The organism is Cryobacterium sinapicolor (assembly GCF_004403465.1).
Lineage (GTDB): Bacteria > Actinomycetota > Actinomycetes > Actinomycetales > Microbacteriaceae > Cryobacterium > Cryobacterium sinapicolor.
In genome coordinates this window covers 107,936-130,243 of sequence record NZ_SOGQ01000077.1, presented here as the reverse complement: position 1 = coordinate 130,243, position 22,308 = coordinate 107,936, and the positions used below count along the sequence as shown (strand labels likewise).

The window sequence follows — 22,308 nt, the reverse complement described above, 5'->3', positions numbered from 1 at the left end:
CCGTTACGGCTTGGCGATCAGCGTGTTGATCTTCTCGGCGGCGGCATCAAGAGCGGCCAGCACGTCGCCCTCGCCGGTGATGACCGATTTCGTGTACGCGTCGCGGAAGGTCTGCCACATGGCAACCGAGCTGGGGACGTTGGGAACCTCGACCATGCGGGATGCCTGGTCGCCGAACTGCTCGTAGGCCGGGTTGGCCGCGAAGTACTCCGGGTACACCGTGGGGAGGTCCTCGCGGAGCGGCATCTGGCCGGTCAGCTCGAGGAGCTGTCCGTCCTGGTCCTCGCTGGTGGCGAACTTCAGCACGTCCCAGGCGGTGGCCTGATTCTCGCAGGCCGTGAACATTCCGACGTTCTTCGCGTCGCTGAACGTGTAGGTTTCCTCGGCCGGCGTGCCCTCGCTGGTGGGAACGGGGACCGCACCCCAGTTCACGGCGTCCTTGTAGACCGACACGGCCCACGGGCCGACGATGGACATCGCGGCCTGACCGTCGGCGAACGAGTCACCCTGATACTGCTCCTTGCCGGCGAGATCCTCGGCGTACAGGGTCTTCCAGAACTCCGCGACCTTCGCGCCGTCCTCGGTGTTGAAGGTGGCCGCGCTGTCTTCGACCAGCTGCGCTCCGCCGGTCTCGGCGGCGTACAGCGGGTAGAAGTCGAACCAGCTCTGGAAGAATTGGCTGGTCGGGGCCGGGTAAATCGCGTTCGGCGCGGCGCCGCTCTCGACGAGGGTGCGCGAGGTGGCGAGGAACTCGTCGTAGGTGGACAGCTGCGGGTTCTCGGCGTCGAGTCCGGCGGCGGCGAACATGTCCTTGTTGTAGAAGATCATCACGGGGTTGGACTTCCACGGCATCTGGAAGTACTTCCCGTCCGCGCCCTGATACTGCTCCGCCGTGTCGCCGCTGCGTGCCTCGATGTAGGCGGCGCCGTCCTCGAAGCCGGACAGGTCGACGAGACCACCCTGCTTCTCGAACTGCGGTACCGCCACCGGGGCCGTGTTGAACACGAGGCAGGGGGCGTTGCCGGCTGTGATGGCTGCGCCGATGACTTCCTCGCTGCTCTTGCCTGCCGGGATCTCCTGAGCCTTCACCGTCTCATCCGGGTTTTCGGCGTTCCAGGCTTCCACCATCTGCTTGCCCCAGGCGATCTCGGTCTCGTTGTTCGAGTACCAGATCGTGATCGGCCCCCGACTGGTGGCCGTGTCGCCTGTCGTTCCCCCGGACGCGCAGGCGCTCAGTGCCAGGGCCACGGTGGCGGATGCCGCCGTGACGGTGAGAATCCGCCTGGCCATTCCATTGCTGTGCATGTGTTGCTCCATTTCTCAAAACCCGCAGCAGCTTTGCTGCGGTAATCCTGTGTGTTCGCTGTGTACGAGCCGTTCCTTGTCAGGTCCCGCTTCTGCGTCAGCTGCTCGGTGTCAGCCGCGGGACGGTGCGGTCGAACCGCGGATCACGAGCCGGGCCGCCGGGAGATCCACGTCGTTCGCCGAGCCGTTCTCCATCAGGGCCAGCAGCGTGCTTGCCGCCGCGCGGCCCCACACCATCGGTGCGGCGCTGACGGTCGTCAGGGGCGGGTAGACGTAACGGCAGAAGTCGATGTCGTCGTAGCCCGTGATCGAGAGATCGTCGGGAACCCGCACGCCCAGTTCGTGCGCCATACCCAGGCCGGCGATGGCCATCGGGTCGTTGGCGTAGACGATCGCCGTCGGGGGCGTGTCCTGGGTCAGCAGGCGCCGGGTGGCGTCCGATCCGGCCGCGACGGAGAAATCGGTCTCCACGGTCTGCCCCTCCGGCAGGCCTGCCTCGCGCAGGGCGCTGGTGAAGGCCCCGCTCCGGCGGCTGCCGTGCAGCAGGGTCGAGCTACCCGCGACGTGCGCGATGCGCCGGTGGCCGAGGGCGACGAGGTGGGCAACGGATGCCATCACGCCCGGTGTGTCGTCCACGGTCACCGCGGGAAAAGGGCTGGGTCCGTCGGGGCGCCCGAGCGTGACCGCCGGCAGGCCGAGGCCGGCGAGGAGCGGGATGCGCGGATCGCCGTGCCGGAGGTCGCTGAGGAAGACTCCGTCGACGCGGCCGTCGGCCACGAGTGAGCGGTAGGTCCTCAGCTCCGTCTCTTCGTCGGGAACGACGCTGAGCACCAGCGCGCGACCCTCCGGCGCGAGGATGCTCTCGACGCCCGCGATGAAGGAGGGAAAGAACGGGTCGGACGCGAGCACGTCCGGGTTGCGGGCGATGACCAGGCCGAGGGCGTAGGACCGCTGGGTGGAGAGCGATCGGGCGCGGAGCGAGGGCTTCCAGCCCAGCTCCTTGGCGACCTGCAGAATGCGCACCCGGGTCTCGGGCGCGACGCCGGGGCGGTTGTTGAGGGCGAAGGAGACGAGGCCTTTACTGACGCCGGCCCGCTTCGCGACCACCTCGATGGTGACTTTCGGGGGATTCGCGGCAGACTTCGCGCTGGACTTGCCGCTGGTCTTTGCGCGGGGGTTAGCCGTGGTGCCGGCAGGAATGATCACAGGCATGTTCACTGGGCCTCCTCGTATACAGCCGACCAAACCTGAACCGGTTTAGAAAGGCTATACCGGTTTAGTTTCCCCCGTCAAGGTGCCCTCGTCGATTGATCGCCTGTCGATTGAACGCAGGCCGAGGGAGGCCTAGATTGTGTGCAAATGGACTGGTTCGGGGCCGGAGACTACGAGATCGCGCGGCAGGTGCTGCAGCGCGGGGTGGCAGCCTGCTACCTGATCGCCTTCGTCTCGGCACTCAACCAGTTTCCCGTGCTCCTCGGCGACCACGGCCTGCTTCCGGTGGCCCGGTTCGTCGCCCACGTGCGGTTTCGCGAGTCGCCCAGCGTCTTCCACTGGCATTACTCCGACCGGATGCTCCGCGTCCTGGCCTGGGCCGGCGCCGCCGTGGCGGCGGCCCTCGCGGCCGGGCTGCCGCAGCTCGGGCCACCCTGGCTACCGATGGTCGCCTTCCTCCTGCTCTTCGTGGGGTACCTCTCGATCGTCAATGTCGGCCAAACTTTCTACTCCTTCGGCTGGGAGAGCCTGCTGCTCGAGGCCGGTTTCGTCGTGGCTTTCCTCGGCTCCGATCAGGTGGCCCCACCCATTTTCGTGATCCTGTTCTGTCGCTGGCTGCTCTTCCGGCTGGAATTCGGCGCCGGGCTGATCAAGATCCGCGGCGGCCGGGAGTGGCGGGACCTGACCGCGCTGTACTACCACCACGAGACCCAGCCGATGCCGAACCCGCTCAGCTGGTTCGCGCACCACCTGCCCCGGTGGTTCCACCGTGGTGAGGTCATCGGCAACCACTTCGCGCAGTTGGTCGTGCCGTTCTTCCTGTTCGCACCTCAGCCCGTCGCATCCGTCGCGGCCCTGATCGTGATGTTGAGCCAGTTCTGGCTGGTGCTCACCGGCAACTTCGCCTGGCTGAACTGGATCACCATCGTGCTGGCCTTCTCCGCCGTCGACGACGTCACGCTCCGCGCATTGCTGCCGTGGTTGCGGACCGAGACGGCGTCACCGGATGACCCGCTCTGGTTCGTGATCGTGGTCAGCTTGGCCACGGTCCTGCTCGTCATACTCAGCTACTGGCCGCTGCGCAACCTGTTCGCCCGCCGGCAGCTGATGAACGCGAGCTTCAACCGCTACCACCTGGTGAACGCCTACGGAGCCTTCGGCACGGTCACCCGTCAGCGCCACGAGGTGGTCATCGAGGGCAGCGACGCCGCCGACCCGGCCGACGAAACGGGCTGGCGCGCCTACGAGTTCCGCGGAAAGCCCGGCGACCCCGAGCACCGGCCCCGCCAATTCGCGCCGTACCAGCTGCGGCTGGACTGGCTGATGTGGTTCCTGGCCCTCGGCGCACGCGACACCCGGTGGTTCGAGATGTTCCTGGCCCGCCTCCTCGAGGGCGACCGGCCCATGCTCCGGATGCTGCGGGTCAACCCGTTCCCGCAGGCCCCGCCCCGCTACGTGCGCGCCCGGGTCTACCGCTACCGCTTCTCCACCCCTACCGAACGCCGCGAGACCGGCGAGTGGTGGGTCAGGTCGGAGGTTGGACTGCTCGTGGCCCCGATCACCCTGTCCTGGAGGTCCCGTGCCTGACGTCACTGTGATCGAAGCCGGTCCCAACGGGCTGGCGGCGGGGCGCCGCGCTCTCCGGCCCGTGCCGCTCCCGCCGCCTCACCACTTCGACGGAGATTTTAGGGAAAAAGCCGGTTTCCGGGCTGTTCTGTCCCGTTTCGGACACAATCTCCGTCGAATTCGTTCGGGCGGCGCCCGGGAGCGCGTGCTGGATGCCCGGACCGCGCGAGAGCTGCCCATCCGGCGGCACTTGCGGCTGCCTCCGGAGACCCGGTCAGGGTGGAGCCCCGCCTCGGGCATGATTCCTGCAATTCGCCGACGGAGGCCGTGTTGGGCCCGGAAGTCGGGGGACTCCGATGGCACCGGAACGGAGTCATGCGCGCACGTCGGCGGCTAGAACTGGTCCACGGATGTCGGGACGCACCCCGGCTACTCGTCGTCGGGGTCCGGCGGCAACGCCTCGGGCGCCCGGAGTCTGTCGATCTCGCGGCGTTCGCGCTTGGTGGGACGGCCGGCGCCGCGGTCCCGCATCGGGAGCAGCGCCACCTCCTCACGCGGGGGCGGCGGGGGAGTCGTGTCGATGAAGCACTCCGCCGCGACCGGTGCGCTGACCCGCTTGACCATGATCTTCGACACGACCAGGATGCGGTCGAAACCGCTGATCCGCACCCGCACCTCGTCGCCGATCCGCACGGTCTGCGCGGATTTGGCCCGCTCGCCGTTCACCTTCACATGGCCGGCCCGGCAGGCAGCCGTGGCCTGGGAACGGGTCTTGAACATCCGCACGGCCCAGGTCCAGCTGTCGACGCGGGCGGAGTTCAACGGTTCCATCCCTCGACTCTACGGCCCGCAGGCGGGACGGGTCAGCAGGCTAGAACGGCCCGAGCATCACCCAGGCGATCAGCAGCATGGTCACCAGGAAGCCGGTCAGGAAGTTCAGCCAGAGAAAACGCTTCCAGCCGGCGTTCGCGGTCTCGGCCTGCTCGTCAGAGACCGACCGGAACGGCCAGGCCGCCAGAATGTAGGGCACCGCGAGTACCGAGGCCAGCAGTCCGGGCCAGCCGGTGAACAGCATGAGCACCCCGGCCAGGGCCCAGAACGTGAGTGCCAGACGAACGGTGCGCGCCGCGCCGAGCGCGGTCGCGATCGAGGAGATGCCGCCCTCCCGGTCCGGCACGACATCCTGCACAGCGCCGAACGCGTGGCTGGCCATACCCCAGAGGAAGAAGGCCGCGAGCAGGGCCACCAGGCTGGGCGTCACGACGGCGCCGGCCACAGCGAGACCGTAGACGGCGGGGCTGACGAAGTGCGTGCTCGAGGTGATCGAGTCCACGATCGGGCGTTCCTTGAACCGCAGTCCGGGAACGGAGTACGCGGCCACGGCGAATAGGCTCACGGCCAGGATGAACCACGACCACGGATGCTCCGGGCCGGCCAGCACGAGCATCGCAACCAGTATGGGCACGGCCGTCACGATCCCGGAGACGAGCACCGTGCGGTGCAGACCCGGGTCGAGCATGGCTCCCTCGACGCCGCCCTTGCGCGGGTTGCGCAGGTCGGACTCGTAGTCGAAGACATCGTTGATGCCGTACATCAGCAGGTTGTAGGGGATCAGGAAGAAGAGGGTGCCCACGACCAGCAGGGCGTCCACCCGGCCGGTCGTCACGACATACGCGGCGGCGAACGGGAATGCCGTGTTGATCCAGCTCAGCGGCCTCGACGAGAGCAGGACCTGCCGGGTCTTCCAGAACGGCGGGGTGCGGGTCTCAGTCATTCGGTTTTCTTTCCAGCAGGGCCCAGAGCGCGGGCAGCAGGAGCGCTGCCCCAACGGGGTAGGCGAAGTCTTCGATCGGGGCCAGGCCGATCCGCAGCCCGAAGATGCGCGTCGGGTCGTAGTCGACCAGTCCGACCCCGATCATAATGCTGTCGAAAACGGCCGTGAGCACGAGCACGGCGGCGAGGGCGATTCCGGCGGCGATGATGCGGCTCCGGGAGAGCCGGCCGCGGCGCACGGCCACGAGGAACACGGCCGCGGCGAGCACGAGGAAGACGGTGTTCAAGAGCAGGTACGTCATCCGTCGCTCCCGTCATCGAGGCCGGCCCGGCCGGCACGTGCGGCCCGGGTGGCGAGCAGTAGGTGCGCCCCCTGCACGGCGTTCATGGTGAGGTAGCAGAGAAAGGTGAGGAAGAAGAATTCCTCCACGGGCAGTTCCGGGGCTAACACCAGGCCCGTCATCAGGGTCGTCTCGCCGCGGTAGAAGATGCCCAGGCCGATGCCGAACAGGTCCCAGACCAGGAAGTATACGAGCCCGGCGCCGAGCACGACGGCTGCCCGCCCCGGGCTCCGCCAGAAGAAGAGCCGGAAGCGATGGTCGAGGAGAACCATCGCCCCCAGGCTCATGAGCAGCGTCAGCAGATACGCGAACGTCACCGTGATACCAGAATCACGGTGCTACCGGAGTCACTGGGCTTCCGGCAACGGTGTGCGCACGGAGTTCGGCAGCGGTTCCGCCAGCGGTCCCGTGGACGTGTCGCCGTTGATGCGCTTCAGGAGAATCTCGGCGCTGATCAGACACATCGGCAGACCGATGCCCGGAATCGTGGTTCCGCCGGCGTAGTACAGGCCGTCGACCTTCGCCGAGGCGTTCGAGCCGCGGAGGAACGCGCTCTGCCGCAGGGTGTGCGCCGGGCCGAGGGCCCCGCCCCGCCAGGAGTTGAGGTCGTCGGCGAAGTCGCCGGGCCCCACGGTGCGCCGCACCACGATCCGCTCGGCGAGGTCGGGGATGCCGGCCCAGGCGCTGAGCTGCGCGATGGTGTCGTCGGCGATCTTCTCGATCGCGGCCGAGCCCTGGCCGTTGATGCCGCCGTGGCCGAGGCCCGGGTCAGCGGGAATCGGCACCAGCAGGAACATGTTCGTGTGGCCGTCGGGGGCGACGCCCGGGTCGGTGGCACTGGGCATGCAGGCGTAGAAGGAGGCCGGGGAGGGCACGCTGGTCGTCTTGCCGAAGATGCGGCCGAAGTTCTCGGCCCAGTCCTTCGTGAAGAACAGGCTGTGGTGAGCCAGCGTGGGCAGGTCTCCCTTGATGCCGAGCAGCACGAGCACGGCGCCCGGACCGGAGACGCGCTTCTGCCACCAGCGCTCCGGGTAGGTCTGCGCGGATACCGGCAGCAGCTCGGTCTCCGTGTGGTGCAGGTCGGCGGCCGAGACGATCGCGTCGGCGTCGAGGGTGACCATGGTGCCGTCGACAGTGCGGTAGCTGACGCCGGCGACGGCGGTCGAGGCGCCTGGGGTGGTGTGGATGGCGGTGACGGTCGCCTCGGTGATCACGGTCACGCCCTGCGCCTTCGCGAGGTCCGCGATGCTGTCGATCAGCCGGGTGAACCCGCCCTGCGGGTAGAGCACGCCGTCGGCCATGTCGAGGTGGCTCATCAGGTGGTACATCGACGGAGTCTGGTCGGGGGAGGAGCCGAGGAACACGGCCGGATAGCCGAGGATCTGGCGAAGCCGGTGGTCCTTCACATAGCCGGCCACGAACTTGTCCAGCGGCTGCAGCAGCAGCCGGGCCAGCCGACCCAGCCGCTTCAGGACATCCGGCACCAGCAGCGGCTTGAAGGAGGCGAAGCTCGTGTACAGGAACCGTTTGACGGCCATGTCGTACGTCTCTTTGGCCGAGTCGAGGTAGCGGTCGAGGGCGGCGCCCGCACCGGGTTCGAGGCTTTCGAACAGACGGATGTTGTCGGCCCGCTCGGCCGCGATGTCCACCGGCTCCTTCATGCCCTCGAAGAACACCCGGTAGCCCGGGTCGAGGCGGGTCAGCTCGAGCTGCTCCGCGGAGGACGTGCCGAACAAACGGTAGAAGTGGTCGAACACCTGTGGCATCAGGTACCACGACGGCCCCGTCTCGAACCGGAACCCGTCGACCTCCCAGTAGCCGGCACGGCCGCCGAGGGTGGCGTGCTTCTCCAGCAGGGTGACCTGGTGGCCGTCGCGCGCCAGCAGGGCGGCGCTGGCCAGCCCGGCGATGCCGCCGCCGATGACGACGGTGTGCGTGGCGGGGGTGCTCAACGCTTCCACGCTCCCGGTCCGAACGATGCGGTGAGTGCAATCATGATTTTCTCCGGATCCGGCACCCGTACCCGGGCGCTCATCAATGCTCGTGCGGGGGTGGCTCGCAGCTTCGCCGACAGGCGGGCGAAGAGGTGGTGTGCGGCGGTGACCGCGCGGCGGCTCCCCACCGGGAGCATGGGCAACACGCGGGCGGCCGCTTCGAGGTCGGCGTCCATGTCGTCGAGGAGTTCGTTCTTCTGTTCCTCGGTCATGGTCAGCAGGTTCACGCCGGGAAAGTAGTTGCGGCCGAGAGCGTCCCGGTCGGCCGCGAGGTCGCGCAGGAAGTTGACCTTTTGGAAGGCCGCGCCGAGGCTCCGGGCGCCGGTCTCCAGCACCTGAAGCTCGTCCGTGGTGCGGGGCGTGTCCTGCACGAAGCAGCGCAGACACATCAGCCCGACCACCTCGGCCGAACCGTAGATGTACTCGGCCACGCCCGCCGCGTCGAACGGCGACGGGTCGAGGTCCCGGCGCATCGAGGCGAAGAAGGGTGCGGTCAGGCTGGTGTCGATTCCGGCTTCCCCGGCGGTCGCCGCGAAAGCGTGCACGACCAGGTTGGTGCTGAAGCCCGACCCCATCGCCTGAGTGGTCTCCCGTTCGAGGGCGTCCAGCAGGTCGCGCTGGCCGGCCACGCTCACGCCGGCCTGGCTGGCGGCGCCGTCCACGATCTCGTCGGCAACCCGCACCAGGGCGTAGATGGTGCGCACCTGGCTGCGCACGCGCGGCTCGAGGAGCCGGGCGGCGAGGCCGAACGAGGTGGAGTAGTGGCCGATGACCGTGGCGGAGCTGGCGCGGGCTGCGGCGTTGTACTTCGCGATGCCGGTGTGGGCGGCGGGGCGGTCGCGGTTCATCGGCTGCGATTCACGGCCGTGGCGGCCAGGGTGGTGAGCATCTCGCGCAGGGGGTCCGGCACGGCGGCGGTGTCGAGCGCGGCCACGGCGCGATTGAGGTGGTCGGTGGCCAGTTCATCCGCTGCCTGCAGGGCGCCGCAGGCCCGCAGCAGGTCGCGCGCGGTTGCCGCCTCCACCTCGGTGAGGTCGGCCTTGCCGATGTATGGAGCGATCTCGGGCCAGCCGGTCGTGGTGCCGGCGTGGGCGATCAGGGTGGTCTGCTTGCCCTCCCGGAGGTCGGTGAGCACGCTCTTCCCGGTCTTCTCGGGGTCGCCGAACACGCCGAGGATGTCGTCGGTCAGCTGGAAGGCCACGCCGATCAGGCGGCCGTAGGCGCCGAGCACGCCGATCACCTCGTCTGAGCCGCCGGCCAGGATGGCTCCGGCCTGCAGAGGAGCCTCGAACGAGTAGACCGCGGTCTTCTGCTCCAGGGTGGAGACGACCTGGGCCACTGTAAGCGGATGCTTTGAGGCGGCGTTGGTGACGTCGGCCAGTTCCCCGGCGGCCGAGATGAACACGGCGCGGTCGAGGAGATCCAGCAGTCGGCCGCGCAGTTCGAGCTCGACCGGCAGCATCGCGAGGGCGCGGTGGGCTTCGCTCAGTGCGAGGTCGCCGGCCAGGATCGCGGCCGTCGCGGCCCACGCCCCGGCCTGGTCGCCGGCGCCGTGGGCGAGGGCCCGTTCGGCGAACCGCCCGGCGATGTTGGCCACGCCGCGGCGGGCGAGATCGTGGTCGATCACGTCGTCGTGGATCACGAAGGCCGTGTGCAGCAGCTCGAAGCTGACCGCGACCGGGGTGGCCAGGGTGAGATCGGTGCCGCCGAGGCCGGTGAACGCAGCCAGGACCAGCGCCGGGCGAACGCGTTTGCCGCCGCTGCTGGCCTGCTCGAGGGAGTCCCAGAGCGCGACATAGTGATCTCCGTAGTCACTGGCCCGCAGGCGGGCGGCAGCGAAGAAACGCTGCAACTCCGTCCCCACCCCGAGTGTCTGGATTTCATGCATTGAAGCTGGTCAATTCCTTGAGCTGCAGCCCCAGCCAGGGGCTGAAGGCCCACGGGGAGTCCCGCACCGAGCGCTGCAGGGCGGCCGGCTCGACCCAGGCGAACTCCATGACCTCGTCCGGGTTGGGCACGGGGTCGGCGGTGGCCCGGGCCAGGTAGACGGGGCAGATCTCGTTTTCGACGATCCCGCTGCTGTCGACGGCACGGTAGCGGAAGTCCGGCAGGGTGACGGTGAGGTTCGCAATCCGGAGTCCGAGCTCGAATAGCGCACGTCGTTCGATGGCGGCCTGGAACTCCTCGCCCGGCAGCGGGTGTCCGCAGAAGGAGTTGGTCCAGACGCCCGGCCAGGTCTTCTTCGACAGGGCACGCCGGGTGACGAGAACCTCGCCGGCCGGGTTGAGCACGTGGCAGGAGAAAGCGAGGTGAAGCGCGGTGTCCGTATCGTGAACGCTGAGCTTCGGGGCCGTGCCGATTTCGCGGCCGGACTCGTCCAGCAGGACCACGAGTTCTTCAAGCACTTCGACCGGCCGCATTAGCCATCCCTTCGGGTGATTCAGTCAAGATACTCGAAAAAGTACCTAACCTTATTAGCTAAATTCGAGGCTATCACGGGGCCCTGTCCGAACCGTTCAAAACGGGTGGTCCGGAGGCCTGTCGGGGAGCGTTCGGGAGGCCCGGACGGCAGCGGTCGGCCGAGCGCTTAAACTCGGGGGGTGCCCACCCCCGCTGCAGACCATGTCCATGCCCTTCTCGCCTCGTACGAGGACTTCCCGCAAGCGGGCATCCTCTTCCGAGACCTCAACCCGGTGTTTGCCGACGCCGCAGCTTTCCGGGCGCTGATCGATGAGCTCGCCGGCCGGTTCCGGGGTGAGTTCGACGCGGTGGCCGGCATCGAGGCTCGCGGGTTCCTGCTGGCCGCGGCGATCGGCTACGCGGCGGATGTCGCCGTGCTCGCCGTGCGTAAGGGCGGCAAACTTCCCGGAGCGGTGCTGAGCGAGGAGTACGACCTCGAATACGGCTCGGCCTGCCTCGAGCTCGAGATCGGTCAGCTCGCGCCGGGCGCCCGAGTGCTGGTCGTCGATGACGTGCTGGCCACCGGCGGCACGATCGCCGCGACCTCCCGGCTGGTCGAGCGCGCCGGCTACCGCCTGACCGGAGTGGGCGTCGTGCTCGAACTGACCGAACTCGTCGGCCGAACCCGCCTCGGCGACGCCCCCATTCACGCCATCGTCGCCCTGTAGCCTGCCCTCGCGGCGCACCCTGCGGAAGCCGGCACACGTTCTATCCTGTTGCCACCCTCCACCACTTGCGCCGCGAGCCGCGTATCCGCCGGAACACGGTGCGTTCTCACGGGACCGTGGCGCATGCTTGAGCCATGAGCACAAACGGCGACAGGTGGGTGTATGGGCCTGACGGCCGCAAATTCTGGGGTCTCTACGGCGCGGCCGGACTGCTTGTGCACCACGAGGAATTCGGGGTTCTGCTGCAGCACCGTGCGCTCTGGAGCCACGAGGGCGACACCTGGGGGCTTCCCGGAGGGGCGCGTCACCAGCACGAGAGCGCCCTCGAGGCGGCCCTGCGGGAGGCCGGCGAGGAGGCCGGCGTGCCCCCGGATCTGGTCTCTGTGTGGTTCAGCTCCGTGCTCGACCTCGGTTTCTGGTCGTACACGACCGTAGTGGTGCGGGCCACAGAGCGTTTTGAGCCCGTGATCAGCGACCAGGAGAGCATCGCGCTGCGCTGGGTGCCGACCCATCAGGTCGACGCGCTGCCGCTGCATCCGGGTTTCGCCGCCAGCTGGCCGGCCCTGCGCGCCCGCCTCGGCGGTTGAGCCTGCCGAAACCCCGGTCAGCGGCCCTCTACTCCCGCACCACCTCGCCCGGTGACTTGTCCGGCCGCCGGCCGCGCCAGACCGGGTGGCGCAGCCGCCCCGCCCCGGTCCACTCGGAGAATTCAACCTCGCCCACCAGTACCGGGCTCACCCATCGCGCATCGCGGGCGTCGGCGGCCGGGATGCCGGTGAAGGGGTTGTCCCTCGCCGCGATCGCATCCAGTCGCGCCCGCAGATCGTCGAGGTCCACGTCCCGGAACCCGGAGCCCACCCGGCCGATGTAAATCAGCGCATCGCCGTCCGGGATCCCCAGCAGCAGCGAGCCCACGGTGTCCTGTCGGCGCCCGTTGCCCGGACGCCACCCGCCGATCACCGCGTCCTGGGCGCGATGGTGCTTGACCTTGATCCACGACCGGGACCGCCGACCGGCCTCGTAGCGTCCCTCCCGGGTCTTGGCGACGATCCCCTCGAGGCCGAGGGCGCTGCTCGCCGCGACTGCGCGGGCGGGGGCGCCCATGAAGACCGGCGGCACCTGCACCGCACCAGCACCAGCACCGGCGACAACCTCCTCGAGCACCCGGCGCCGCGCCGTGTACGCCAGATCGAGCAGCGGCTCACCGTCGCGCTCGAGCACGTCGAAGACCAGGAACCGCACCGGGGTGGTTGCCGCCGCCGCCTCGATCTGCCGGCGATCGGTCAGCCCCAGCCGCGTCTGCAGCAGGCCGAAGTCGGGCCGCCCGCCGGCGCCGGGGGCGACGATCTCCCCGTCGAGTACCGCCGAGCCGGCGGACACCGCCGCCGGCAATGCCCGCACCAGTTCGGGGTACGCGTGCGTGACGTCGTTGCCGTTGCGGGTGAACAGGTGCACGGCCTGCTCCGGATCGTCGACCGTGACGTACGCGAGCGCACGGATGCCGTCCCACTTCATCTCGTAGGTCCAGGCGTCGTCCTCGGGCAGGTCGGCGATCGAACCGAGAGTCGCCAGCATGGGCTTGTATCGCGGGCGGTCCGCGGACCCGCCGCCCGCCCGGCCCGAGCCGGCGGCCGCATCCGCCCCGGCACCGGTCCCGGTCCCGACGTATCCGCCACCCACGTATCGGCCACCCACATCGCCGGCCCGCCGGGCCGGTTTCGTCTTCATCAGGTGGATCAGCCAGTTCCGGTCTGCCCCGCCCGTGCTTTCCGTGCGGATCAGTGCGAAGCGCCGCGTGCCGCCGAGCCCGCCGCCCGGTTCGCCGTGCAGCACGGCGATCACCTCCTCGTCCCGCCACTTCTCCAGGTCGTAGCGGCCCTGGTCCCAGATGCTCACGGTGCCGGCCCCGTATTCGCCGGTCGGAATCTCGCCCTGGAACGCGCCGTATTCGAGCGGATGGTCCTCGGTGCGCACGGCGAGCCGGTTCTTGGCCGGATCGGTCGGCACGCCGCGCGGCAGCGCCCACGACGCCAGCACCCCGTCATGCTCGAGTCGGAAATCGAAGTGCAGGTTGCGGGCGTGGTGCTCCTGGATGACGAACGACCGCCCGGCCGAAGCCGCCGGCGCACCCGTCGGCATCGGCTCCGGTGTGCGGGAGGCGTCTCGTTTTCCGAGATAGACGGCGAGCGCGCCCGCGCCTTGCCCGGCACCGGTGGCACCGGTATCCGTGGCGCCCCGGCCGGTATGTGCCTCGAGCAGGCCGGCCAGCGGGTCCCCGCTGCGCTGCACCCGGTGCATCGCCTGCTTGTAGTCGACCTGTGCGAGCCCGGGGGAGGCCAGCTCCCGCCACGTGCGCGGCATGGCCACCATCGGATGCAGCGTCCCGCGCAGCGAATACGGGGCGATGGTCGTCTTGCTTGCGCTGTTCTGGCTCCAGTCGATGAAGACCCGGCCCGGCCGCAGCGCCTTCTTCATATCGCTGACGATGAGGTCCGGATGGTCCGCCTCGAGCGCCCGGGCCAGCTCGCGGGCCACCTGGGAGACCTGGTCCGAGGTGTGCGTGAGGTCCAGCGGGGCGTAGAGGTGGATGCCCTTCGACCCACTGGTGACCGGCAGCGGGTCCAGGCCCATGTCCCGCAGGATGGCCCGAGCCAGTCGGGCGACCTCCGCGCACTCGTCGAGGGTGACGCCGTCCCCCGGGTCGAGGTCGAGCACGAGCCGGTCGGGGTTGCGCGGGGTCCCGCCGCGGCCGAACTGCCACTGCGGGACGTGGATTTCCAGGGCCGAGATCTGCGCCAGCCAGGTCAACGTCGCCAGGTCGTTGACCAGCGGGTACTCGTTCGTATGGTTCGAATGCGCGATTGTCCGGCGCTTCACCCAGCTCGGCGTCGACTGGTCCAGGTTCTTCTGAAAGAAGACGTGTCCGGGTTCGTCTCGGGTGCCCACGCCGTGCACCCACCTCTTCCGGGTCGCCGCCCGGTTCGCGATGTGCGGGATCATCAGGTCGGCGATGGACGCGTAGTAGCCGAGAACGTCAGCCTTCGTGGTCCCCGACTCGGGGTAGAGCACCTTGTCGAGGTGGGTGAGCGTGATGCGGTGGCCGCCGACGGTGACGACCTGGCGGGAGTCCAGGGAGTCCGGCCTCGCGTTCATGGCACCAGCATGCTCTCGCGGCCACACTGCGCCTAGTCCCTTTCGCGCTCCAGGTGTCTACTGGAGGGATGAGATCCATTTGGAAGGGCGCGATCACCTTTGGACTGGTCAATGTGCCCGTCAAGGTCTATAGCGCCACCGAGGACCACGACGTCGCCCTGCATCAGGTGCACGATGCCGACGGCGGGCGCATCCGCTACCAGCGACGATGCGAGCGCTGCGGCCGGGTCGTCGACTACGCGCACATCGACAAGGCCTGGGACAGCGGCGACAAGACGGTCGTCATCACCGACGAGGATCTGCGCACGCTGCCGGCCGAGAGAGGCCGCGAGATCGAGGTCGTCGAGTTCGTGCCGAGCGAGCAACTCGACCCGATCATGTTCGAGCGCAGTTACTTCCTCGAACCCTCCGGCTCGCCCAAGGCCTACGTCCTCCTGCGGCGGGCGCTCGAAGCGACCGACCGCACGGCTATCGTGCGGTTCGCCCTGCGGCAGAAGACCCGCCTCGGTGCCCTCCGGGTGCGCGGGGACGTGCTGTTGCTGCAGTCGCTGCTCTGGGGCGACGAGGTGCGGGCCGTCGACTTCCCGGTACTCGGGGAATCCGTGCGTATCTCCGCCCAGGAGCTGGAGCTCTCGGCCGCGCTGGTCGACTCCTTCGCCGCCGACTTCTCGCCGCAGGACTTCCGCGACGACTACCAGGACCAGCTCCGGGAACTGCTCGAGGCGAAGCTCGCCGCGGGCGACGCCGTCGACACCGATCTCACGTTCGGGCGGGAACCCGGAACGGACGTGGAGGGGGAGGGAGAGGTCCTCGACCTGATGGAGGCACTCCGGCGCAGCGTGGAACGCGGCCGCAGCCGCAGCCAGACGGAGCAGGACGCACCGGAGAGGCCCGACAAGCGCGCCGACAAGGCGCGAAAACGGGCATCGGGACAGTGATGGAGCCGCAATCCGGTTCGCCCGCCGCGTCGGTAGACTCGGGGATTGTGACAGGGGCAGAGGGAAGCGGCGTCAGCTCGAAAGTGATCACCCTGCCCAATCTGCTCAGCATGCTGCGCCTGGCGCTGGTGCCGGTCTTCCTGGTCCTGCTGGTTCGGGGAGAGGATGCCTGGGCGCTCCTGGTCCTGGCGGTCGCCAGCCTCACCGACTTCCTCGACGGCTACCTGGCCCGTCGGTTCCGCCAGATCACCCGTCTCGGCCAGCTCCTCGACCCGGCCGCCGACCGGCTGTACATTTTCGCGGCCCTGGTGGGACTGGCCTGGCGTGACCTGGTGCCCTGGTGGATCGTCCTGGTCATCGTGGGGCGGGACGTGTTCCTGCTCGGTCTCGGGGTCATCCTCGCGAACTTCGGATTCGGGCCGCTGCCCGTGCATCAGCTCGGCAAGGTCGCCACTTTCTGCCTGTTCTACGCCCTGCCGATGATCATGCTGGGGGAAGCCTTCCCCGCGGTGTCCTGGTGGTCGCTCCCGGTGGGCTGGGCCTTCGGCATCTGGGGAGCGTTTCTTTACTGGTGGGCGGGCATAATCTACGCCGTCGAGACAGCCAGGGTGATTCGCATTCCGCGGGCAATTCGACCCATTCCATCCGATACGCTGGAGAGGTAGGAGGTGCACGGTGATTGATTCCAAAAAGACGAATGAACCCCAGCGCAAAGCAGCGCCCGATAACTATTCCAACACCGACACGACGATGACGTTCGGGCAGGAATTCGCTGCCCAGCTGGCGTCGCTCGACGGCGATGTCACGGCCGAGGAGCAGGAAGCCATCGCGGCTCTCCCGTCCGGATCGGCTCTGCTCATTGTTCGGCGGGGCCCGAACTCCGGCGCCCGGTTCCTGTTGGACGCGGACGTCACGACGGTGGGTCGTCATCCCCATGCGGACATCTTCCTCGATGACGTCACGGTCTCCCGTCGGCACGCTGAGTTCCTGCGCCGCGGAACCAAGTTCGACGTGAAAGACCTGGTGTCCCTCAACGGAACCTATTTCGACGGGGTCCGTATCGATACCGCCATGCTTCACGACGGCGCCGAAGTCCAGGTCGGCAAGTTCCGGCTGACGTTCTACGCCTCGCGGCACGACCTCAAGCTTCTGGCGAGCGAGTAGTGCCCGCGTCCGCCGCCCAAGCCAGAGCGCCGGGCGCGACGTCACTGCTCAGCATCGGACAGGTGCTTGCCCGGCTCACGCCGGAGTTCCCGGACCTCACCCCCTCGAAGCTCCGGTTTCTGGAGGAACAGCGACTGGTGGCCCCGGCGCGCACGGAATCCGGCTACCGCAAGTTCTGCGCCGGCGACCTGGACCGGCTTCGCCTGGTTCTGTCCATGCAGCGCGATCACTACCTTCCACTGAAGGTCATCCGGGGCTACCTGGACGACCTCGACGCGGGCCTCTCGCCGACTCTGCCGGGCGGAGTGACGCCCGGACCGTCGATGCTGACGAACGCCCGCCGGCTGGACCGCGACGAGCTGCTGCGTGAAGCCGGTGCATCCGCGATGCTGCTGCACGACGCCGTCTCCGCGTCGATCATCCTGCCGGCCGATTTCTACGGCGACGATGCCCTCAGCGTGCTGCGGGCCCTGGTCGAGCTGCAGCGCAGCGGCATCGAGCCGCGCCACCTGCGCGGCTTCCGCGGCGCGGCCGAACGCGAGCTCGGCCTGATCGAGAGCGCCTTGGTGCCGCTCTCGCGTCGCAAAGACGCCTCGAGCCGGGCGAAGGCGGCCGAGATGGCGGTCGAGATCGCCGGCCAGCTCGAAGTGATCCGCGGCAGCCTGATCCGTTCGGCTCTGGGGCGCCTGACCAAGTAGACGTGTCCGACACGCCGATTTTCTCGACCGGATGTCGTTGATCAGAACGGTCCCCGTCGGTAGCGTAGACGGAGCGACCATCCGTATCGCAGATCCATCCCCCGAGAGGCCATCGTATGAGCGAGCTGAATCAGCGTGACGATGCCTCGCGCTACGGTCTCGGCCTTCTCTTCACCGACGGGATGCCCGAGCTCGACGACAACTCCGGCTACCGTGGCGCCGTGGCGGCCCGGGCCGCCGGGATCAGCTACCGTCAACTCGACTACTGGGCTCGCACCGAGCTGGTCCAGCCCACCGTTCGCGGCGCTGCCGGCTCCGGTTCCCAGCGTCTCTACGGTTTCCGAGACATCCTGGTTCTGAAACTGGTCAAGCGGCTCCTCGACACCGGCATCTCCCTGCAGCAGATCCGCACCGCCGTGAACCAGTTGCGTGAGTCGGGGGTCAGCGACCTTGCCCAGACCACTCTGATGAGCGACGGCGCCAGTGTCTACCTGTGCACCTCCGACGATGAGGTCATCGACCTCGTCAGCCGGGGTCAGGGAGTGTTCGGCATCGCCGTGGGCAAGGTGCTCCGCGAGGTGGAGACGAGCCTGGTCGAACTGGAAACCCTTCCGGTCGACCCGTCGGACGAGTTGTCCGTGCGCCGCGGAAACCGCAAGGTCTCCTAGGGGCTGCCGGCGTCCCGCCGTGAGCCGTCGTAGCTGTCAGCCGGCGCGCCTCTCGGCCGTCGGCTAGCGCTGTTCGGCGTACTCGCCGATGCGGGCCGTGCGAAGCACGCGTTCGAGAAGTTGGTCGAAATAGCGCGCCATCTCTTGGGCGCTGTCGCCGGGCCACGTGTGCAGGGGCTTCGCCGCGCCCTGCGCCTGCTGCAGGGAGGTGCGCTCCGGCAGCTGGGGGCTGAGGACGAGCGGCCCGAACATGTCGCGCAGCTCCTTGATCCGGAACTGGTGCTCGAGCGACGCCACTCGGGCACGGTTGACGATGATGCCGAGCGGCTGCAGCCGGGGGCTCAGTCCGCGGCGGATCTCCTCGATCGCCCGGAGCGCGCGGTCGGCCGCGGCGACGGAGAACAGGCCGGGTTCGGTGACCACGGCGACCCGGTCGCTGGCCGCCCACGCCGTGCGGGTGAGGGCGTTCAGGGACGGCGCGCAGTCGATCAGAACCAGGTCGTAGTCTTTTTCGACTGTCGAGAGCGCCTCTTCCAGCTTCCAGATGTCACGGATGCTGGGGTGCGGCCCGTCGAAATTGATGGCCGACGGGCTGCCGATCATCACGTCGATGGTGCCGGGGCGGCCGCGCGTCCAGCCGCTGGGAACGATGGCCGCGCGCACGACCTTCTCCTTGGGAGAGGCGAGCACATCGGCGATGTTGAGGTGGCCGGTGACCTCGATATCCATGCCGGTTGAAACATCCGACTGCGGATCAATGTCCACAACCAGGGTTCGCACGCCGCGGGCGAAGGCAGCAGACGCCAGACCCAGGGTCACTGTGGTCTTTCCTACTCCTCCCTTGAGGGAGCTAACGCTTAGTACGTGCACAAGTAGATACGTTACCTTCACTAGTCTTGGAGAACCTAACCGTCAGCTGCGCGCGGCGTCACGCTTGAAAGGTCTGCATGTTCAGGAAAATTCTTGTTGCCAACCGCGGGGAAATCGCGATTCGGGCTTTTCGGGCGGCCTATGAGCTGGGTGCCAAAACCGTGGCCGTGTTCCCCTTTGAGGACCGCAACTCCCTGCACCGCCTGAAGGCCGACGAGGCGTACCAGATCGGCGAGCCGGGACATCCGGTGCGTGCCTATCTCACCGTGAGCGAGATCATCCGGGTCGCCAAGGAGAGCGGGGCCGACGCCATCTACCCCGGTTACGGCTTCCTGTCGGAGAACCCTGAGCTGGCCCTGGCGGCCCGCCAGGCCGGCATCACCTTCATCGGCCCGGGCGAGCACGTGCTCGAAATGGCCGGCAACAAGGTCACCGCCAAGGAGCACGCCATCGCGGCGGGCGTTCCGGTGCTGGGGTCCAGCGCTCCGTCGCGCGACGTCGAGGAGCTGATCGCCGCGGCCGAAGGCATCGGGTTCCCGATCTTCGCCAAGGCCGTCGCCGGCGGCGGCGGACGCGGCATGCGCCGCGTGGCGCAGATGAGCGAATTGCGCGGCTCCCTCGAGGAAGCCATGCGCGAGGCAGACAGCGCCTTCGGCGACTCGACCATGTTCCTCGAGCAGGCCGTGCTGCGGCCCCGCCACATCGAGGTGCAGATCCTGGCCGACGCGTCCGGCGAGACCGTGCACCTGTTCGAGCGCGACTGCTCCGTGCAGCGCCGCCACCAGAAGGTGATCGAGATCGCCCCGGCGCCGAATCTCTCCGACGAGATCCGTCAGCGCCTCTACGCCGACGCCGTCGCGTTCGCGCGCTCGATTGGCTACGTCAACGCGGGCACGGTCGAGTTCCTACTCGACACGGTCGGCGAACGCGCCGGCCAGCACGTCTTCATCGAAATGAACCCGCGCATTCAGGTCGAGCACACCGTGACCGAAGAGGTGACGGATGTCGACCTCGTCCAGTCCCAGATCCGCATCGCCGCGGGTCAGACTCTCCGCGAGCTCGAACTCACGCAGGACAAGATCGTGTTGCGCGGGGCGGCCCTGCAGTGCCGGATCACCACCGAGGATCCGACCATGGGGTTCCGCCCGGACACCGGCAAGATCACCACCTACCGTTCGCCCGGCGGTGCCGGCATCCGGCTCGACGGCGGCACGATCAACCCCGGGGCCCAGATCAGCCCGCACTTCGACTCGATGCTCGCCAAGCTCACCTGCCGCGGTCGGGACTTCCCTGCCGCCGTGACCCGCTCCAAGCGCGCCCTGGCCGAGTTCCGTATTCGCGGCGTGTCCACGAACGTCTCGTTCCTGCAGGCCGTGCTGGACGACCCGGACTTCGTGTCCGGCAACCTGAGCACCTCCTTCATCGACGAGCGCCCGGAGCTGCTGCGCGGTCGGGCCTCGAAGGACCGTGGCACGAAGATCCTCAACTGGCTCGCCGATGTGACCGTCAACAAGCCCAACGGCGTGCCACTGACCCTGCTGAACCCGGCCGAGAAGCTGCCGAAGCTCGACCTGTCCGTGCCGGCCCCGGCCGGATCCCGCCAGCGGCTCCAACTGCTCGGCCCGGCCGGCTTCGCCGCCGACCTGCGCGCCCAGACCGCCCTGGCCGTGACGGACACCACTTTCCGCGACGCCCACCAGTCGCTGCTGGCGACCCGGGTGCGCACCCGCGACCTCGTCGCCGTGGCCCCATACGTGGCCCGGATGACCCCGGAGCTGCTCTCGATCGAGGCCTGGGGCGGCGCCACCTATGACGTGGCGCTGCGCTTCCTCGGCGAAGACCCGTGGGAGCGTCTGGCGTCGCTGCGGGAGGCCCTGCCGAACATCAACGTGCAGATGCTGCTCCGTGGCCGCAACACGGTCGGCTACACCCCGTACCCGACCGAGGTGACCGATGCGTTCGTGCGCGAGGCCGCCAAGACCGGCGTCGACATCTTCCGCATCTTCGACGCCCTCAACGACGTCTCGCAGATGCGACCGGCCATCGACGCCGTCCTGGCGACGGGGTCCTCCATCGCCGAGGTCGCACTCTGCTACACCGGTGACCTGCTCGATCCGGCCGAGGAGCTCTACACCCTCGACTATTACCTCCGGCTCGCCGAGCAGATCGTGGAATCCGGCGCGCACATCCTTGCGATCAAGGACATGGCCGGCCTACTGCGCCCCGCCGCGGCCGAGAAGCTCGTCACCGCCCTGCGGGAACGCTTCGACCTCCCGGTGCACGTGCACACGCACGACACCCCGGGCGGCCAGCTCGCGACGCTGCTGGCGGCCAGTCGGGCCGGTGCCGACGCGGTCGACGTGGCCAGTGCCCCGATGGCCGGCACCACCAGCCAGCCGTCAGCGTCGTCCCTCGTCGCCGCGCTCGCCCACACCGACCGCGACACGGGCATCTCCCTGCAGGCTGTCTGCGACCTCGAGCCCTACTGGGAAGACGTGCGCCGGGTCTACCACCCCTTCGAATCCGGCCTGCGCGCGCCCACCGGTCGCGTCTACAAGCACGAGATCCCCGGCGGTCAGCTGTCCAACCTGCGTACGCAGGCGGTCGCCCTCGGCCTCGCCGACGACTTCGAACTGATCGAGGACATGTACGCCGCGGCCAACGACATCCTCGGCCGGGTGCCGAAGGTGACGCCGTCCTCCAAGGTGGTCGGCGATCTCGCCCTCTACCTCGCCGCTGTGCGGGCCGACCCGGCCGACTTCGCCGAGAACCCGGGCAATTACGATGTGCCCGACTCCGTGATCGGGTTCATGGCGGGGGAGCTGGGCGACCTGCCCGGCGGCTGGCCCGAGCCCTTCCGCAGCAAGGTGCTCGCCGGGCGCACCGTGCGCGTCGGGATCACCGAGCTCACGCAAGAGGAACGCGTGGCCCTGGGCGGCGACAGCCTCACCTGCCGAATGATGCTGAACCAGCTGCTCTTCCCGGCGCCCACGCGCCAGTTCGAGCAGATCCGGGAACTCTTCGGCGACCTGTCCGTGCTCGACACGGTGGACTACCTCAACGGTCTGCAGCAGGGCATCGAGCACGCCGTCGAGATCGACAAGGGCGTGCGCCTGTACGTCGGGCTCGAGGCCATCGGCGAGGCCGACGAGAAGGGCATGCGCACCGTCATGACGACGTTGAACGGCCAGCTCCGGCCCGTTTTCGTGCGCGACCGCAGCATCACGGTCAGCACCAAGGTCGCCGAGAAAGCGGATGCGAACCTGCCGGGCCAGATCGCCGCGCCGTTCTCCGGGGTGGTCACCCTCAAGGTCGAGGAGGGTGACGCGGTCGAGGCCGGGCAGGCCGTCGCCTCGATCGAGGCCATGAAGATGGAGGCCGCGATCACCTCGCCCATCACAGGACACGTCGAACGGGTGGCGGTGCCGCGGACCCAGCAGGTCGACGCCGGCGATCTGCTCGTGGTGGTGCGCCCACGCTAGGCTTGGTGCGATCTAT

General features: G+C 68.6%; 21 protein-coding genes. 9 read left to right on the top strand and 12 right to left on the bottom strand.

Features of this window, described 5'->3' with window-relative positions; genetic code table 11:
• Nucleotides 1–3: 3 nt before the first annotated feature.
• Together E3T28_RS13910 and E3T28_RS13905 are read right to left on the bottom strand one after the other, a co-directional pair.
• Nucleotides 4–1,290 carry an ABC transporter substrate-binding protein gene (locus tag E3T28_RS13910; protein WP_134432443.1) on the bottom strand — a complete coding sequence of 429 codons (1,287 nt, stop codon included), beginning with the start codon at nt 1,288–1,290 and terminating at the stop codon, nt 4–6.
• Nucleotides 1,291–1,416: 126 nt separating this feature from the next.
• Nucleotides 1,417–2,517 (bottom strand): LacI family DNA-binding transcriptional regulator, encoded by a 1,101-nt coding sequence (locus E3T28_RS13905; RefSeq protein WP_134432377.1) that lies wholly within the window; start codon nt 2,515–2,517, stop codon nt 1,417–1,419.
• A gap of 147 nt (nt 2,518–2,664) precedes the next feature.
• Here E3T28_RS13905 and E3T28_RS13900 point away from each other — a divergent pair, with 147 nt between their 5' ends.
• Nucleotides 2,665–4,104 carry a lipase maturation factor family protein gene (locus E3T28_RS13900; RefSeq protein ID WP_134432375.1) on the top strand — a complete coding sequence of 480 codons (1,440 nt, stop codon included), beginning with the start codon at nt 2,665–2,667 and terminating at the stop codon, nt 4,102–4,104.
• Between the two features lie 408 nt (nt 4,105–4,512).
• Here the strand turns inward: E3T28_RS13900 and E3T28_RS13895 are convergent, their stop codons facing one another.
• Genes E3T28_RS13895 through idi form a run of 8 tightly spaced genes read right to left on the bottom strand, consistent with a single transcriptional unit; the run spans nt 4,513 to nt 10,611 of the window.
• On the bottom strand, nt 4,513–4,914 hold the full coding sequence (locus E3T28_RS13895; protein WP_134432373.1) for an RNA-binding S4 domain-containing protein: 402 nt from the start codon (nt 4,912–4,914) through the stop codon (nt 4,513–4,515).
• Nucleotides 4,915–4,954: 40 nt separating this feature from the next.
• Nucleotides 4,955–5,857 (bottom strand): prenyltransferase, encoded by a 903-nt coding sequence (locus E3T28_RS13890; RefSeq protein WP_134432371.1) that lies wholly within the window; start codon nt 5,855–5,857, stop codon nt 4,955–4,957.
• The gene (locus tag E3T28_RS13885; RefSeq protein ID WP_134432369.1) at nt 5,850–6,158 is read right to left on the bottom strand and encodes a lycopene cyclase domain-containing protein; all 309 of its coding nucleotides are present in this window, start codon (nt 6,156–6,158) and stop codon (nt 5,850–5,852) included. The genes E3T28_RS13890 and E3T28_RS13885 overlap by 8 nt, the downstream gene beginning before the upstream one ends.
• On the bottom strand, nt 6,155–6,514 hold the full coding sequence (locus E3T28_RS13880; RefSeq protein ID WP_134432367.1) for a lycopene cyclase domain-containing protein: 360 nt from the start codon (nt 6,512–6,514) through the stop codon (nt 6,155–6,157). The genes E3T28_RS13885 and E3T28_RS13880 overlap by 4 nt, the downstream gene beginning before the upstream one ends.
• A gap of 30 nt (nt 6,515–6,544) precedes the next feature.
• The gene (crtI, locus tag E3T28_RS13875; RefSeq protein ID WP_134432365.1) at nt 6,545–8,149 is read right to left on the bottom strand and encodes a phytoene desaturase family protein; all 1,605 of its coding nucleotides are present in this window, start codon (nt 8,147–8,149) and stop codon (nt 6,545–6,547) included.
• Complete coding sequence (locus E3T28_RS13870) at nt 8,146–9,039, bottom strand: phytoene/squalene synthase family protein (RefSeq protein ID WP_134432363.1); 894 nt, start codon at nt 9,037–9,039, stop codon at nt 8,146–8,148. The genes crtI and E3T28_RS13870 overlap by 4 nt, the downstream gene beginning before the upstream one ends.
• Entirely contained in the window at nt 9,036–10,079 is a 1,044-nt protein-coding gene (locus E3T28_RS13865) for a polyprenyl synthetase family protein (RefSeq protein WP_134432361.1), read from the bottom strand. Before E3T28_RS13865 ends, E3T28_RS13870 begins: the two co-directional genes overlap by 4 nt.
• A complete protein-coding gene (gene idi, locus E3T28_RS13860) occupies nt 10,072–10,611 on the bottom strand; it encodes an isopentenyl-diphosphate Delta-isomerase (protein ID WP_134432359.1) in 540 nt (179 codons plus the stop codon). The genes E3T28_RS13865 and idi overlap by 8 nt, the downstream gene beginning before the upstream one ends.
• A 180-nt stretch (nt 10,612–10,791) precedes the next feature.
• Here idi and E3T28_RS13855 point away from each other — a divergent pair, with 180 nt between their 5' ends.
• On the top strand, nt 10,792–11,319 hold the full coding sequence (locus E3T28_RS13855) for an adenine phosphoribosyltransferase (protein ID WP_134432357.1): 528 nt from the start codon (nt 10,792–10,794) through the stop codon (nt 11,317–11,319).
• Nucleotides 11,320–11,453: 134 nt separating this feature from the next.
• Nucleotides 11,454–11,906, top strand: a complete 453-nt coding sequence (locus tag E3T28_RS13850) for an NUDIX domain-containing protein (protein WP_134432355.1) — start codon at nt 11,454–11,456, stop codon at nt 11,904–11,906.
• Nucleotides 11,907–11,934: 28 nt separating this feature from the next.
• Here E3T28_RS13850 and E3T28_RS13845 read toward each other — a convergent pair whose 3' ends face one another.
• Nucleotides 11,935–14,472 (bottom strand): ATP-dependent DNA ligase, encoded by a 2,538-nt coding sequence (locus tag E3T28_RS13845; RefSeq protein ID WP_134432353.1) that lies wholly within the window; start codon nt 14,470–14,472, stop codon nt 11,935–11,937.
• 68 nt (nt 14,473–14,540) lie between these two features.
• On the opposite strand from E3T28_RS13845, the gene ku reads away from it, so the two are divergent.
• The 5 genes from ku (at nt 14,541) to E3T28_RS13820 (ending at nt 17,940) form a co-directional block, all read left to right on the top strand.
• The gene (gene ku / locus E3T28_RS13840; protein WP_134432351.1) at nt 14,541–15,410 is read left to right on the top strand and encodes a non-homologous end joining protein Ku; all 870 of its coding nucleotides are present in this window, start codon (nt 14,541–14,543) and stop codon (nt 15,408–15,410) included.
• 47 nt (nt 15,411–15,457) lie between these two features.
• On the top strand, nt 15,458–16,075 hold the full coding sequence (locus tag E3T28_RS13835; protein WP_255575485.1) for a CDP-alcohol phosphatidyltransferase family protein: 618 nt from the start codon (nt 15,458–15,460) through the stop codon (nt 16,073–16,075).
• Between the two features lie 85 nt (nt 16,076–16,160).
• The gene (locus E3T28_RS13830; protein WP_134432441.1) at nt 16,161–16,574 is read left to right on the top strand and encodes an FHA domain-containing protein; all 414 of its coding nucleotides are present in this window, start codon (nt 16,161–16,163) and stop codon (nt 16,572–16,574) included.
• Entirely contained in the window at nt 16,574–17,272 is a 699-nt protein-coding gene (ftsR, locus tag E3T28_RS13825; RefSeq protein ID WP_134432347.1) for a transcriptional regulator FtsR, read from the top strand. The genes E3T28_RS13830 and ftsR overlap by 1 nt, the downstream gene beginning before the upstream one ends.
• A 116-nt stretch (nt 17,273–17,388) precedes the next feature.
• Nucleotides 17,389–17,940, top strand: coding sequence for a MerR family transcriptional regulator (locus E3T28_RS13820; protein WP_134432345.1), 552 nt, complete (start codon nt 17,389–17,391; stop codon nt 17,938–17,940).
• 63 nt (nt 17,941–18,003) lie between these two features.
• On the opposite strand, the gene E3T28_RS13815 is transcribed toward E3T28_RS13820, so the two are convergent.
• Nucleotides 18,004–18,810 carry a ParA family protein gene (locus E3T28_RS13815; RefSeq protein WP_134364122.1) on the bottom strand — a complete coding sequence of 269 codons (807 nt, stop codon included), beginning with the start codon at nt 18,808–18,810 and terminating at the stop codon, nt 18,004–18,006.
• 77 nt (nt 18,811–18,887) lie between these two features.
• On the opposite strand from E3T28_RS13815, the gene E3T28_RS13810 reads away from it, so the two are divergent.
• Nucleotides 18,888–22,292, top strand: a complete 3,405-nt coding sequence (locus E3T28_RS13810; protein ID WP_134432343.1) for a pyruvate carboxylase — start codon at nt 18,888–18,890, stop codon at nt 22,290–22,292.
• Nucleotides 22,293–22,308 lie beyond the last annotated feature (16 nt).

Bases quoted from the DNA above. Each gene is read 5' to 3' on its own strand.
- E3T28_RS13870 (WP_134432363.1), bottom strand. From the start codon at position 9,039: ATGAACCGCGACCGCCCCGCCGCCCACACCGGCATCGCGAAGTACAAC.
- idi (WP_134432359.1), bottom strand. From the start codon at position 10,611: ATGCGGCCGGTCGAAGTGCTTGAAGAACTCGTGGTCCTGCTGGACGAG.
- E3T28_RS13910 (WP_134432443.1), bottom strand. From the start codon at position 1,290: ATGGCCAGGCGGATTCTCACCGTCACGGCGGCATCCGCCACCGTGGCC.
- E3T28_RS13890 (WP_134432371.1), bottom strand. From the start codon at position 5,857: ATGACTGAGACCCGCACCCCGCCGTTCTGGAAGACCCGGCAGGTCCTG.
- E3T28_RS13820 (WP_134432345.1), top strand. From the start codon at position 17,389: ATGAGCGAGCTGAATCAGCGTGACGATGCCTCGCGCTACGGTCTCGGC.
- E3T28_RS13900 (WP_134432375.1), top strand. From the start codon at position 2,665: ATGGACTGGTTCGGGGCCGGAGACTACGAGATCGCGCGGCAGGTGCTG.
- E3T28_RS13830 (WP_134432441.1), top strand. From the start codon at position 16,161: ATGACGTTCGGGCAGGAATTCGCTGCCCAGCTGGCGTCGCTCGACGGC.
- ku (WP_134432351.1), top strand. From the start codon at position 14,541: ATGAGATCCATTTGGAAGGGCGCGATCACCTTTGGACTGGTCAATGTG.
- E3T28_RS13895 (WP_134432373.1), bottom strand. From the start codon at position 4,914: ATGGAACCGTTGAACTCCGCCCGCGTCGACAGCTGGACCTGGGCCGTG.
- E3T28_RS13865 (WP_134432361.1), bottom strand. From the start codon at position 10,079: ATGCATGAAATCCAGACACTCGGGGTGGGGACGGAGTTGCAGCGTTTC.
- E3T28_RS13810 (WP_134432343.1), top strand. From the start codon at position 18,888: ATGTTCAGGAAAATTCTTGTTGCCAACCGCGGGGAAATCGCGATTCGG.
- E3T28_RS13845 (WP_134432353.1), bottom strand. From the start codon at position 14,472: ATGAACGCGAGGCCGGACTCCCTGGACTCCCGCCAGGTCGTCACCGTC.
- E3T28_RS13905 (WP_134432377.1), bottom strand. From the start codon at position 2,517: ATGCCTGTGATCATTCCTGCCGGCACCACGGCTAACCCCCGCGCAAAG.
- E3T28_RS13885 (WP_134432369.1), bottom strand. From the start codon at position 6,158: ATGACGTACCTGCTCTTGAACACCGTCTTCCTCGTGCTCGCCGCGGCC.
- E3T28_RS13850 (WP_134432355.1), top strand. From the start codon at position 11,454: ATGAGCACAAACGGCGACAGGTGGGTGTATGGGCCTGACGGCCGCAAA.